At 63.0% G+C, this 12769-nt stretch carries 16 protein-coding genes; 10 read left to right on the top strand and 6 right to left on the bottom strand.

The genetic code is table 11. The annotated features are described in order from the left end of the window. Positions 1-41 precede the first annotated feature (41 nt). Positions 42-365 (bottom strand): MliC family protein, encoded by a 324-nt coding sequence (locus JQ574_RS23290; RefSeq protein ID WP_212212773.1) that lies wholly within the window; start codon positions 363-365, stop codon positions 42-44. Positions 366-484: 119 nt separating this feature from the next. Here JQ574_RS23290 and JQ574_RS23285 point away from each other — a divergent pair, with 119 nt between their 5' ends. After that, positions 485-1231, top strand: a complete 747-nt coding sequence (locus tag JQ574_RS23285) for a tyrosine-protein phosphatase (RefSeq protein ID WP_212212758.1) — start codon at positions 485-487, stop codon at positions 1229-1231. A gap of 73 nt (positions 1232-1304) precedes the next feature. Here the strand turns inward: JQ574_RS23285 and JQ574_RS23280 are convergent, their stop codons facing one another. Continuing rightward, the gene (locus tag JQ574_RS23280) at positions 1305-1574 is read right to left on the bottom strand and encodes a hypothetical protein (RefSeq protein ID WP_249119535.1); all 270 of its coding nucleotides are present in this window, start codon (positions 1572-1574) and stop codon (positions 1305-1307) included. Between the two features lie 143 nt (positions 1575-1717). On the opposite strand from JQ574_RS23280, the gene fabG reads away from it, so the two are divergent. From fabG to JQ574_RS23260, 4 genes are all read left to right on the top strand, one after another. Further along, a complete protein-coding gene (gene fabG, locus JQ574_RS23275; RefSeq protein ID WP_212273058.1) occupies positions 1718-2398 on the top strand; it encodes a 3-oxoacyl-ACP reductase FabG in 681 nt (226 codons plus the stop codon). A 146-nt stretch (positions 2399-2544) separates the two neighbouring features. After that, positions 2545-3219, top strand: a complete 675-nt coding sequence (locus JQ574_RS23270) for a DUF2161 domain-containing phosphodiesterase (RefSeq protein WP_212212742.1) — start codon at positions 2545-2547, stop codon at positions 3217-3219. A gap of 46 nt (positions 3220-3265) precedes the next feature. Next, positions 3266-3565, top strand: a complete 300-nt coding sequence (locus JQ574_RS23265) for a putative quinol monooxygenase (RefSeq protein ID WP_212038120.1) — start codon at positions 3266-3268, stop codon at positions 3563-3565. A gap of 86 nt (positions 3566-3651) precedes the next feature. Beyond that, positions 3652-3954 carry a hypothetical protein gene (locus JQ574_RS23260; protein WP_212212739.1) on the top strand — a complete coding sequence of 101 codons (303 nt, stop codon included), beginning with the start codon at positions 3652-3654 and terminating at the stop codon, positions 3952-3954. Between the two features lie 192 nt (positions 3955-4146). Here JQ574_RS23260 and JQ574_RS23255 read toward each other — a convergent pair whose 3' ends face one another. Then, positions 4147-4776 carry a GNAT family N-acetyltransferase gene (locus tag JQ574_RS23255; protein WP_212212736.1) on the bottom strand — a complete coding sequence of 210 codons (630 nt, stop codon included), beginning with the start codon at positions 4774-4776 and terminating at the stop codon, positions 4147-4149. 232 nt (positions 4777-5008) lie between these two features. Between JQ574_RS23255 and JQ574_RS23250 the strand changes: the two genes are divergently transcribed. The 3 genes from JQ574_RS23250 to JQ574_RS23240 all read left to right on the top strand — a co-directional run bounded on the left by JQ574_RS23250 (position 5009) and on the right by JQ574_RS23240 (position 8262). Further along, positions 5009-5962 (top strand): helix-turn-helix domain-containing protein, encoded by a 954-nt coding sequence (locus JQ574_RS23250; protein WP_312018272.1) that lies wholly within the window; start codon positions 5009-5011, stop codon positions 5960-5962. A 199-nt stretch (positions 5963-6161) separates the two neighbouring features. Then, positions 6162-7175, top strand: coding sequence for a carbon-nitrogen hydrolase family protein (locus tag JQ574_RS23245; protein WP_212212730.1), 1014 nt, complete (start codon positions 6162-6164; stop codon positions 7173-7175). 40 nt (positions 7176-7215) lie between these two features. Further along, positions 7216-8262 (top strand): phenylacetaldoxime dehydratase family protein, encoded by a 1047-nt coding sequence (locus JQ574_RS23240; RefSeq protein ID WP_212212728.1) that lies wholly within the window; start codon positions 7216-7218, stop codon positions 8260-8262. Positions 8263-8271: 9 nt separating this feature from the next. Here the strand turns inward: JQ574_RS23240 and JQ574_RS23235 are convergent, their stop codons facing one another. Then, a complete protein-coding gene (locus JQ574_RS23235) occupies positions 8272-8670 on the bottom strand; it encodes a PaaI family thioesterase (RefSeq protein WP_212212725.1) in 399 nt (132 codons plus the stop codon). Between the two features lie 130 nt (positions 8671-8800). On the opposite strand from JQ574_RS23235, the gene JQ574_RS23230 reads away from it, so the two are divergent. Continuing rightward, complete coding sequence (locus JQ574_RS23230; protein WP_212212891.1) at positions 8801-9592, top strand: cobalamin-binding protein; 792 nt, start codon at positions 8801-8803, stop codon at positions 9590-9592. 96 nt (positions 9593-9688) lie between these two features. After that, positions 9689-10648, top strand: coding sequence for a hypothetical protein (locus JQ574_RS23225; RefSeq protein WP_212212720.1), 960 nt, complete (start codon positions 9689-9691; stop codon positions 10646-10648). Between the two features lie 65 nt (positions 10649-10713). Here the strand turns inward: JQ574_RS23225 and JQ574_RS23220 are convergent, their stop codons facing one another. Both JQ574_RS23220 and JQ574_RS23215 read right to left on the bottom strand, forming a co-directional pair. Continuing rightward, positions 10714-11991 carry an ArgE/DapE family deacylase gene (locus JQ574_RS23220; protein ID WP_212212717.1) on the bottom strand — a complete coding sequence of 426 codons (1278 nt, stop codon included), beginning with the start codon at positions 11989-11991 and terminating at the stop codon, positions 10714-10716. A gap of 50 nt (positions 11992-12041) precedes the next feature. Next, entirely contained in the window at positions 12042-12767 is a 726-nt protein-coding gene (locus JQ574_RS23215) for a pyridoxamine 5'-phosphate oxidase family protein (RefSeq protein WP_212212714.1), read from the bottom strand. Positions 12768-12769: the final 2 nt, after the last annotated feature.

Here is a 12769-nt window from a genome sequence, read left to right as displayed (position 1 = left end):
GAACGAAATCGTTTCGGCCCTTTTTCATGCAAACCTTGTCTTTAGGTCTGCTCGCACGCCGTTACCGGCCGTTTGGCGTGCTTGAGCGTGGTGAGCCCGGCCTTCGTGACTCTCAGGGTAATCCCGCGGGCCGTATAGCGCGCCCCCGACAACGCCACCCCCTTTTTCAGCGTCACCGCCTTGCCATCGAGCTGCAGGTGGGCGCGTGAATCGTAGCGGAAGAACCCGGCAATGAATTGCGTTCCGTCGGCGCAACGATAGTTTTTGAAGGTCGCCTGTGCCCACGCGGCCGAGCCCGCCGTTCCCAGAACCACCGTTCCCAGGAACAGCGCCGCCGCGAAACCAGCGATCTTGCGATTATTCATATTCTCCTCCAGACGGCCCGAGTATAGACCAGACGTCAAGACGCGACACACCCCGGCTCAAGCGCCGCACAAGAATTGCTTCTCCAAGAATTCCATCAAGAATTCCATAAGGCCGCCCGATGTCAGATTCCCCTGCCCGTCATCTCAATCTTGCTGGCGCCAGCAATTTCCGCGACCTCGGCGGCTATCTCACCCGCGACGGCCGCACCGTACGCTGGCGGCAGATATTCCGGTCCAACCATCTCGGCCATCTCACCGATGATGACGCTGCGGTCTTGCGCTCGCTCGGCGTCAAGAGCGCGTTCGATTTTCGCGGCACGACGGAGCGCGCCGAGGCGCTGTGTGGCCTCGCCGATATCACCGTGCATTCGCTGCCGGTCGAGCCAACGGTGGTCGCCGCACTTCGCGCCATCGCCGCCGGCGGCACGGAGCTGTCGGCCGACCACGCCGTCGAGGTGATGCGCGATTCCTACCGCAGCTATGTGCAGCAGAACACGCCGCGCTTCCGCGCGCTGTTTGCGCATCTGCTGGAAGATCGCGCGCCCCTGGTAATCCATTGCACCGCCGGCAAGGATCGCACCGGCTTCGCCTGCGCACTGATCCTGCACACGCTTGGCGTCCCCGACGAGGTGATTGCGGAAGATTATCTGTTGACCAACCAGTTCTACCGCCGGGATCCCGCCGCCAGCAGCGACCTGCCCGATCACGTCAAGCAGGTGCTGGGCTCGGTGCAAACAGCGTTCCTGGGCGCTGCGTTCGAAGCCATCGACGCCGACTATGGCGGCCTCGAAGCTTACCTGCGCGACGGCATCGGCCTTGGGGCAAAGGAGCGCGCGGCGCTCGCGGCGCTCTATTTGCAATCCTGATTTAATCGGCCTTCCCCGCCGCATCTGTGCGGCGAGCCTGCCGTGCTTCTGCGCGAATGTGTCTTGCGATCGTTCAGGCCGCGGCTTCCATTTCCATTTCTGCATCGAGATCGGCGATGACGTCCTCGAATGCCTGGATTGCCTGCTGGATCGCCGCGATCTGCATCAGCTCCCAGTCCTTGATCGGACCGTTGCGGTTTTGCAGCGCGACCACCAGATCCCGCCGCTGCTCCTTAAGCTGAACAAGCGGTAAACCGTGGTCGGGTAGAGATCCCATCGTGATGCCCCTGCCTTGGATTGGACTCCCCTTGTAGTGAATGGAACCTGCAATCGACTTGCGCAACTCCCGCAAATTTTAGCGATCGGCCTTGATCCGTATTCTTACGTAGTCCGCAACGCCGGTTCGGCCTTTTTGGACGTGAAATTCGCCGCATTGCTGATGAAAAACCCTGACGATAGTTGTCGCTCTTATTGCGGAGGCCCATTATGGATGGAAAAGTCATTGTCGTGACCGGCGCCCTCGGTGCACTCGGCAGCATCGTCGTTGACCAGGCGCTGACGGCCGGCGCCAGAGTCGCGAGCGTGGACCACGCGCCGACGCAAGTACCGGCGACATCAAATCAGTTCGAACTCGGCGGTGTCGACCTCACCGATGCGGCGGCAGCGAAAAAGGCCATCGATGCCGCGGCATCGCATTTCGGCAGGCTCGACGCGCTGATCAACATCGCCGGCGGTTTTGCATTCGAGACGGTCATTGAGGGCGATCCGAAGACGTGGCAGCGCATGTACGCGCTCAACGTAACGACCGCGCTCAACGCCTCGCGCGCGGCGATCCCGTATCTGACCGCGTCCGGCACTGGGCGTATCGTCAATGTCGGCGCGCTTGGCGCGCTGCAGGCGAGCGCCGGCATGGGCGCCTATGCCGCGTCCAAGGCCGGCGTGCATCGCCTGACCGAAGCGCTCGCCGCCGAACACAAGGGCAAAATCACGGTCAACGCCGTGCTGCCGTCGATCATCGACACCGCGGCCAATCGCGCCAGCATGCCGAAAGCCGATTTCAGTAAATGGGTAAGGCCAATGGAACTGGCCGACGTCATCCTATTCCTCGCCAGCGACGCCGCCTCCGCCGTCACCGGCGCGCTGCTGCCGGTGAGCGGGCGGGTTTAGATCCTCAGTCTGCAAGCCGGCGCAGCATTGGATCGCGCCCGTTTGTCTGTCCCGCCGGCAAGATAGCCGCTTACGCGCGAATTGGCCAAATCCGGGCTAAACTCGTGACACTGAGTCGCGGCCGCTTTTGCCGCCGGAGCCTGTCGTTGGAAACCGCGCTTTATCTGCCCGTCAAACGCTTCCTTGAAAAGCTCGGCTTCACGGTCAAGGGCGAGATCGGCGGTTGCGACCTGGTGGCGCTCAGCGGCGACGATCCGCCTGTCGTGGTGATCGGGGAACTGAAGCTCACGTTCAACCTCGAACTGATCCTGCAGGCGGTCGATCGCGCCGGCGCCTGCGACGAGGTGTGGCTGGCGGCCAAATTGTCGGCACGCGGCAAGGGCCGCGAAAGTGACGCCCGCTATCGCAACCTCTGTCGTCGGCTCGGCTTCGGTATGCTCGCGGTCACCAACACCGGCGACGTCGAGGTGATCGTCAAACCCGCCACGACGGCCCCTCGCCGCAACCCGAAGAAGCGCTCGCGGCTGATCAGGGAGCATGAGCGACGCAAGGGCGATCCGGCGATGGGCGGCTCTACGCGCGCGCCGATCATGACGGCCTATCGCCAACAGGCGCTGGCCTGCGCTGCGGCGCTTTCGGGTGGTCCGCGGCGCGTGAAGGATTTGCGGATCGAGATGCCGGACGCCGGCAAGATTCTACTGCACAATGTCTATGGCTGGTTCGATCGCGCCGAGCGCGGCATTTACGTCCTGACCGATGCCGGACACGCCGCGCTCAAGCGCTGGCCGCAACACGCGCTGGATCTGACCGCCGCCGAATAGCTCGGCGCAAGCCGGTATCTGGAACGACGGCACAAGGAGGATCAAAATGATCGTGGTTACCGGCAGTGTGACCGCGCGCCAGGACAGTTTCGACGAGGTTCGCCGGCTGAGCCTCGAGCACGTCCATCGTTCGCGCGGTGAGCCCGGATGCATCTCGCACGCCGTGCATGTCGATTGCGAAAACCCGCTGCGGCTGGTGTTTTTCGAGCAATGGGCCGACCGCGCGGCGCTGCTTAACCATTTCGCGGTCCCCGCCTCGCGCGATTTCGTCAAGTCGCTGCAGTCGCTGGCCGCGGCCGCCACGTCCATCGAACTGTACGACGCTACCAGACTGGAGAAATTATAGACGCATGGCTGTAATGCCATGCGAATTTCATATTGCAATGCAACATAAGGGCACATAGGTATCTCCGCATCATATGCGAGGCCCCGATGAGCGAAGACTGGAACACGAAATACGGCACCCGGCGCGTACGGCGCGATCCGCCGACGCTGGAGGAAGCGATCTTCGCCGCCGTCGGCATTACCGACGATCAGCAGCAGCAGGCGGAAATCGCCGCGGCGCTGATGGGGCTGCCGTTCGAAGAAGTGCTGGCTGAGGTGAAGAAGACCGGCCGCGCCGTTGCGCGGACCGCCACCCGCGTCATCACGGGTGAGCAAGGCGCTCAGCGCTCGGTCGTGGTCGAGCGCAAGGTGATCAGGCGCTTCGGTAACGACAAGCGCACCGGTACCTGACATCCACTCCTGAAGATCCTAATGTTAAAGGCCCCCGCGCAATTCGCGCGATCGAGCAGATCCGCGAGTTGCCGCTAAAGCGTTTTTCAAGCGAAGTGGGCACCGGTTCGCGTCAAGAAAACGCGTCAAATCAAAAATACAGAGCCCCGTTCCGATGCAAGCGGAACGGGGCTCTGTCGATTGGCCTTCCGGTCAGGCCGTCCGGCCCCAGCCGGACATTCTCAGCATCATGGCCCAATAAGCGCGATTGAAGTTCGTGATCGCACGGGCTGCTTCGAGCGTCGTCACCATTGCGGACGGCGCCGACTCTGGCTGGTTTTGTTTGGCCAGATCGATGCTGCCGGTGGATTCGCCGTAGCGGAACGTCAGGTGTGCGCCAAACTTGTTGGCGAGCGCCCGCATCGCTTCATTCTGCGCACCGGTGGTGATCCGCAGGCTCTTGTATCCCTTGGCCCGCGCCTCTGCGATCAGCTTCCTGAACAGGATGCTGCCGACGCCCTTGCGCCTTACCGAACTCTCCACGCTGAAGGCGATCTCCGGCAGTGCGTCAGGCGATTGCTCCGGCGGATGCAGTTCGGCGGCGCCGCGCACCACGCCATCCTCGAAATAGGCGATGATGACCGTGCCGTCGTTGGCGCATTTTTCGGCGTAGCGTTCGATGAAGCTGTCATCCATGAAGCCATGAAACCGATCATGGCGGCTGGTGCGGTCGAGCCGCAAAAGGTGATCGCGCAGAAGCGGCAATTCCTCTTGCTGGCTTAGAATCCGAACGGTGCCCGCGATACCCTTGGCGCGGCTCGGAGCGGTAGTCTGGTAGTTCATAGTCATAACTCCTCGTGGTGGCCCTCGAGGAGGCGTCGAATCCCTAGACCTCCTATATTGTGCGTCGCAATATGAAGTTCAAGCCCTTCAAATGCCTATTAAAAAGACATTCTTAGCTTAACAATTCGGTAACCAAATCGACGCCAGTCGCGGCGCCAGGCAAGCTAAATGCAGACACTGGATTTGAGCCGGTCTTTGGCTCACACTTATGCCGGTTCCCGGAGGTCCCATCGTGGCTGTCGTGCTCGACACGAGTTCCTCAGTTCCGGATCGACGCCTGGCGGTCTGGCAGGACATCGTCTGCGACACCTTTGTCGGTCTCGATTGCCATTCCGATATGCGGGAGGGTTTTTGGGGCGCGGTCTCGCAATCCGCGGTCGGCCGCGCGACGTTTACCCGCGTCGATTCCTGCGCCCAGCGGGTGTTCCGCACGCCATCCCGGATCGCACGCGCCAGCGAGGATTACGTGCTGGTGGCGCTGGGCAACCACGGCGTTAACGGCGTGTATCAGGACGGCCGCGATGCCGTCGTCTCCGCGAGACAGTTCGTCATTTACGACACCACCCGGCCCTACGAGTTGCGCTTCGACGACAGTTTTTCACAGACGATCCTGCAGATGCCGCGAAAACTTTTGCAGCAACGCATAGGCGCGTTCGACGCGCTGACCGCGACCACCTTCTGCAGCAGTCGTCCCCTGGAAGGCCTGGCCTACGAGTTTCTGATCAGCACCAGCAAGGTCGTCGACCACGTCGATCCCGCCACAGCATCCCGCCTCCTGGATCAGGGCCTGGATCTCATTGCCATGGCCTTCGCCGATCGGATGCATGCGCGTTCGTCGGATCAGTCGTTTCACCGCTCTGCGCTGCTTTATCGGCTCAGGAATTACATCCTGACGCACCTGAGCGATCCCGACCTCTCGATCTCGCAGGTTGCCGCGGCCACCGGAATCTCGCCGCGCTATGCCAGCGATCTGATGGCCGACGAGCAGCACTCGTTCCGCAGCTATGTCCAGATGCAGCGCCTGGAGCGATGCAGGCGCGACCTGTCGGACCCGGCGCATGCGGCCCGGCACATCAGCGACATCGCATTCGCGTGGGGCTTCAACGACCTCGCCCATTTCAGCCGGATCTTCAAGCAGAGGTACGGCGCCTCGCCGCGCGAATGGCGCGAGCACCCGCCTCAATAAACTCTCCTCCGGTCGGTCCGGCCTCCCGCGGCGGCACAACGCCGGCCTGCGGCGACGCGCCCGGCTCTCCGCCCTGTGGCTGACAATTGCAAGTTAAGACAAGTTTTCGTTCTGCCACGGACAAGCGCCACGGCCAGGGGCGGCGGTAGGCTTTCGACCCAGCGATTGCCTTATCTCCCAACGCAGAAGGATGATTTCGATGGGTCTCGTGCACCAGAAGTACAAGGTAGCGGTGGTTCAGGCGGCGCCGGTCTTCCTCGATCTCGATGCGACCGTGGACAAGACGATCGCGCTGATCGAACAGGCTGCCAGCCAGGGTGCAAAGCTGATCGCGTTTCCCGAAACCTTCATTCCCGGATATCCGTGGCAGATCTGGCTCGGCGCGCCCGCCTGGGCGATCGGCCGCGGTTTCGTGCAGCGCTATTTCGACAACTCGCTGGCTTATGACAGCCCGCAGGCCGACAAGATCCGCAACGCCGTCAAGCGCGCCAAACTCACCGCGGTTCTCGGCCTCTCCGAACGCGCCGGCGGCAGCCTCTACATCGCGCAATGGCTGATCGGGCCCGACGGCGAGACCATCGCAAGGCGCCGCAAGCTGCGGCCGACCCATGCCGAACGCACCGTGTTCGGCGAAGGCGACGGCAGCGACCTTGCCGTGCACGATCGCGCCGATGTCGGGCGGCTCGGCGCCTTGTGCTGCTGGGAACATCTGCAGCCGCTGTCGAAATACGCGATGTACGCCCAGAACGAGCAGGTTCACGTCGGCGCCTGGCCGAGCTTCTCGCTGTACGACCCGTTCGCGCACGCGCTCGGCCATGAGGTCAACAACGCCGCGAGCAAGATCTACGCGGTCGAGGGCTCATGCTTCGTCCTCGCTCCCTGCGCCGTGGTCTCGCAGGCCATGATCGACGAGCTCTGCGACTCGCCCGAGAAGCACGCGTTCCTGCATGCCGGCGGCGGCCATGCGGTGATCTATGGGCCGGACGGCAGTTCGCTCGCCGAAAAACTGCCGCCCGACCAGGAAGGTATTCTCTATGCCGATATCGATCTCGGCATGATCGGTGTGGCCAAGAACGCCGCCGATCCCGCCGGACACTATTCCCGGCCTGACGTCACGCGGCTGCTGCTCAACACCTCCCGCGCCAACCGCGTCGAGCATTTTACCTTACCCGTCGACGCCGAGGTCATGAGCGAAATCAGGCTTCAGGCCTGAGAGCTTCAAGAGGTGCTGCTAGCCGACGAGGAGCGAGCCCATGGAATCCGCGATCCCCGAACATCTGCGAACCGCGCGCACACGCCACCGCCGCGTCCCTGACGACTACGCACCGCCCTACCCGTCGTTCGTGGCGCGCCACAAGCCTGAAGTGGCGCGGGTGGTGATGGCCTATTTCGGCGTCCAGACCCGTGGCGAGCCGTCGGATGCCGCGCAGCAGGCGCTGGCGTGGATCGTCGCCGCTTTCGGGCAGAATGGCGGCCCGACCCATTGGGACCGGGCGCGCTATGTCGACGAAGCCGGTTACTCCAATATCGTGACGGTTGCCTATTGGGACGATCGCACGAGGTTCGACGGCTGGTTCCCGGCGGCGCGCGATGGCTGGACCGGGGAGCGGCGAAACGCCGGCGGTGTGGGCACGTTCATCGAGGTGCTGCGTCCATCCGTGGAAGGCTATGAGACGCTGTTCTCTTCCCTCGGAAGACCCGAAGGCGTCGCGGTTCTCGCCGACGGCATGAGCGGCGAAATTCAGGAGCACGCCTATTGGGGCGGCATGCGCGATCGCATTCCCAAATCCCAAACCAGCGAGATGGCGCCATCAGGAACGAACACCGCTGTCCGTGATGGCGCCCGCATCAGGGTCATATCTTCAGACAATGTCTGCCTGATCCGCTCCGGCCAGGATTGGGGCGATACCGAAGCCTCCGAACGCAAGATGTACCTCGAGGACGTCGAGCCGGTGTTGCGGGAAGGCATGGACTTCCTGCGCGATGACGGCCGCTCGATCGGCTGTTACGCCAACCGCTATATGACGGTGGTCGCGCCCGACGGCGCACGCACCGAAAAATCCTACGGCATGAGCTGGTGGAAGAGCCTCGCCGCCTTGGAGCGATGGGCGGAATCGCATCCGACCCATGTCCGGATTTTTGGCGCCGCGATGAAATATCTGTCGACCTTGGGTCCTGCCGCGAAGCTGCGGCTCTATCACGAGGTCACGGTGGCGCGGGCCGACGAAGCCTTCTTTGAATATCTGGACTGCCACCCGCGAACCGGGATGCTGAACGCCGTGCCGGCGGACGCCGCGTAGAGCGCCCGCCTACAGCACCATCTGGGTCTGGGTGACGATCGCGACCAGCTTGCCGTCCTCGGTCTCGAGCCGGGTCTGCCAGACCTGGGTGCGCCGTCCCCGGTGCACCGGGGTCGCGGTCGCAATCACCGTGCTGCCTTCCTTGGCGCCGCCGATGAAATTGGTCTTGCTCTCTATCGTGGTGGTGCCCTTGGCATCTTCAGGCAGATTGATGACGGTCGCGGCTGCGCCAACCGAATCCGCAAACGCCATCACCGCACCGCCGTGAATCGTGCTGCGCAGCGTGCAGAGCTCGGGGCGCACCAGCATCCGTGCCACCACGCGATCCTTGTCGGCCTCGATAAAGGTCACGCCCTTCAATTCCGCAAACGGCATCTTCATCGATTGGATTTTTTCCAGCAGCGTCATGAGTCCTCCGGTTTTTCTTGTTCCTTGCAAGCCATTCCGCAGGAAGCATGAAGGAGCCAGGTAAATCAGGCAATGACCTCTGAGGTAATGGTGCCGTGACAAGAGGCTGGTAATTCTGCATATGGTCCCGATGCGCCAGTTCCCGCCCCGCCGGATCGTCTGCCTCACCGAAGAGACCGTGGAGACGCTGTACTTGCTCGGCGAGCAGGACCGCATCGTCGGTGTCTCCGGCTATGCGGTGCGGCCGCCGCAGGTACGCCGCGAGAAGCCGCGGGTATCGGCGTTCATTTCGGCGGACATTCCGAAGATTTTGGCGCTGCAGCCGGATCTCGTGCTCGCCTTCTCCGACCTGCAGGCCGACATCGTCGCCGACCTCGTGCGTGCCGGCGTCGCCATCCATGTCTTCAACCAGCGCGACGTCGCCGGCATTTTGGCGATGATCCGCACCCTCGGCGCGCTGGTCGGCGCCGCCGATCGCGCCGATCAGCTCGCAAGCGGCTTTGAGCAGCGCCTCGCCAGCATCGCCGCGACGCCTCGCCTCTCACCCAAACCAAAAGTCTATTTCGAGGAATGGGACGATCCCATCATCAGCGGCATCGGCTGGGTGTCCGAACTGATCGAGATTGCCGGCGGTGAAGACGTGTTACCAAAGCTGCGGTTTCAGCAGGCCGCCAAGGGTCGCATCATTTCGGCGGATACGGTGCGCGACACCGCGCCCGACGTGATCCTGGCCTCCTGGTGCGGCAAGAAGGTCGTGCCTGACCGCATCAGGCAACGGCCGGGCTGGAGCGACATCCCGGCGGTGCGCAACAACCGCATTTTCGAGATCAAATCGCCGCTGATCCTGCAGCCGGGTCCGGCCGCGCTGACGGACGGGCTCGATGCGATCGTGAAGGCGTTGTGGCCGCAGGGAGGCGGATGATTTCACCGCAGCCGACTTTGAACCGACACGGACACTTCTGAAACAAACGGTCTCAGAATCATCGCGTTGAATGTGACGTAGAGAGGGTTGTGCAGCATGTGGCTACTATCGACAGCGAAGCGACATCTTGCTTTCGGCCTGGCTCTGGCCGGCGGCCTCTTCGCCGGCCTCGCAAACGCTGCCGATCCGGTCACGCCACCCGGCAGCCGCATCAGTCTCGCGCCGCCGAAGGGCTTTGTCGTCGCCACCACATTCACCGGCTTTCAGGATCAGGCGCACCATGCATCGATCCTGATGGCGGAATTCCCTCCGGTCGCGTTCACACAGTTCCGCAACGGTCTGACCGCGGAAGCCATGGCCAAGCGCGGCATGCGCCTGCTGTCGACGGAGACGATCGAGGGGCTGCCCTACGAGCAGATCACCGTGCGTGCGGAGCAGCGCGCCGGCAATCAGGTTTTTGACAAATGGCTGATGGTCATCAACGGCCCCGACATGACCGGAATGTTGACCGTCTCGATCGCAAAGCCTGCGCCAAAGCAGTTGTCGGATGCCGTGATCCGCGCCGCGCTTGCCAGCGTCCGCATCCATGCGACGGCCTCGGGCGATCCGATCGCCGCCCTGCCGTTCTCGATCGAGCCGGCAGCGCGCTTTGCTTACCGCAAGCCCCTGGCCGGCAGAGGCCTGTTGCTGAAGGAAACGCCGCCTCCGCCGGAAGGGAAGCTGGACGACGTCGGCTTCATCGTCAGCCTCGCCACCGAAGCCACCATTGCGCCCTCTGATCAGCAGCGCTTCGGAGAGCAGCAATTTCTCAGCTCGAGAACAATCACCGACCAGAAAATCCTGAGCACCAGACCGCTCACGACGTCGAACATGGCCGGCTTCGAATATCTTGGAGAGGGCAAAGGCGCTGGTGGCCGCCCGCTCCGCTACCTCGTCGTTGCGCTCTATCCGTCGGGACGCCCCTTTGTCCTGCTGGGCATGGCGCCGCCGGAGCGATTTGACGAGGCCTTGCCGGAATTCCGAGCGATGGTCGAAAGCTTCAAAGCAAAGCCGTAGAGCGTTTTCGAGCGAAGTGAATACCGGTTCGCGTGAAGAAAACGCGTCAAAATAAAAATCTAGAGTTACACCTTCTCCACCCCGCACCATTCCGCGATGAACAGCGCGGTGGCCTTGGTCGATTTGCGCAACGAGTCCAGATCGACATATTCATTGAAACCGTGGATCGCAGCCCCACTGGCGCCGAAGCACAGGCTCGGGATGTTGTAGTTCAGGCCGTAGAACCGCGTATCGGTCAGGGCCGTGAAGACGAGGTCTTCGACCTTGCCGCCATAGACGACGCCAAACGCCTTGCCGAAGGCCGCTTCCGGCGCGGCGGCATCCTTCAGCTCATAGCCTTCGGACAGGAAGCCCGACCATTGCACCTCGGGCGGATTGTTGGAGAGGAAGCGGTGGTCGCGCGAGGCCGCGGAGACGCAGGCCAGGATCTCCTTCTGGCAATCCTTGATCGACCAGCCCGGCAGCACGGCAATGCGGCAATCGACGTCGCACCACGCCGGCACGCTGGAGGCCCAGTCGCCGCCCTTGATGATGCCGGGATTGAAGTTGATGGGATGCGTCAGTGTCTTGAAATGCGGATCGGCCTTGGCGCGCTCGTTCCATTCGGCCTCGAGCTTGCCGATCGCATGAACCAGGTGATAGGCCGCCATGATCGCATTCGAGCCGGAACCTGCTTGCGCCACATGCACGGGAATGCCGCGCACCTTCAGCCGGAACCAGATCACGCCGACCTGCGAGCGCACCATCTTGCCGTTGGTCGGCTCGGGAATGAAGCAGGCGTCCGCCCGGTAGCCGCGCTGCAGCGTCGAAAGCGCGCCGACGCCGGTAGACTCCTCCTCGATCACGGATTGAAAGTGAATCCGCGCGGTCGGCCGCAGGCCGGCGGCCTTGATCGCATCCAGTGCATAGAGCGCGCCGATGGTGCCCGACTTCATGTCGCAGGCGCCGCGGCCATACATCTTGCCGTCCTTGATCACGGGCGAGAACGGCGGCGTCTCCCACATGTCGAGCGGACCGGCCGGCACCACGTCGCAGTGCCCCTGCAAGATCAGCGATTTGCCGCCATTGCTCGGCGGGCGGTAGGTGCCGACCACGGTGCGCGCCCTGGAAAAATCATGCTCGATCGGACCGAAGCCGCGCAGATCCTTCAGATCCTCGACGTCGATATGCCAGTCGTCGACCTCGTAGCCGCGGGCACGCAGGAGATCGCCGATCATGTCCTGGCACGGCCCCTCGGCGCCACGGGTCGAGGGGATCGCAACAAAATCGCTGGTGACCGCCAACTGGTCGTCAAAGCCGGCATCGACGGCGTCGAGGATTCTTTGTTGCGTATCGGTGGTCATGCGGCGGCTCCAGTTCACAGGTTCGAACGAGCGGGCACCCTAACCCGATCTCAGCCGTCGGGGTAATGCAGAAGATGGGCCTCACGCAAGGCGTCATCGAGCAGACGGCCTTCCGAATAGACACGCAGCGATTGCGGCCTTTTGACACCGTCCAACAGCCGAGGACAGGGCTCCGGCGCGCCGATTACGGTGCGGACCGGAATCCGTTCCGCGTAAATCGGCAACGCGTAGTCCTCGTCGTCGTCGGCAACGCCCTTGGTACGGACCTTGGCCGACGCCTCTTCGATTTCCATCGCGATGACAGCGCTGGCCTTGATTTCCTGCTTCGTGCTTTGCCTCAGGCTCGCAGTACGATCGGGAAAGAAGCGGTCGACCATGGCCACCAGCGCGCGCGCTTTCTCGTCCGGGTCGGTGACGATGTAGGCGGTGCCGAACGCCATCACGGCGCGGTAGTCGGCCGAATGGTTGAAGCCGCACCTTGCCAGCACCAGGCTGTCGAGATGCGCAACCGTCAAACACACTTTCTGCCCGTCCGACTGGTTCTCCAGCATGCGGCTGGCGCTGCTGCCGTGCCAGTACAGCCTGCTGCCTTCCCGCCAGAAGAACGTCGGTGTGCAATAGGGCTGGCCGTCGATCGCGTAGGAGACGTGACACAGCATCGAGGCGTCCAGCAGGCCGTGGACCGTCGCGTGATCGTAGCGGCCGCGCTCATGGAGGCGCTTCACCCGATTGCGCGGCGACACCGGATACGAATTGGTGGCTTCGATTTCGGTCACGG

The sequence above is a fragment of the Bradyrhizobium sp. AUGA SZCCT0158 genome, assembly GCF_018130065.1.
Classification (GTDB): Bacteria; Pseudomonadota; Alphaproteobacteria; order Rhizobiales; family Xanthobacteraceae; genus Bradyrhizobium.
The sequence above is the reverse complement of the archived record's forward strand: the minus strand, read 5'-3'. Positions and strand labels throughout refer to the sequence as shown.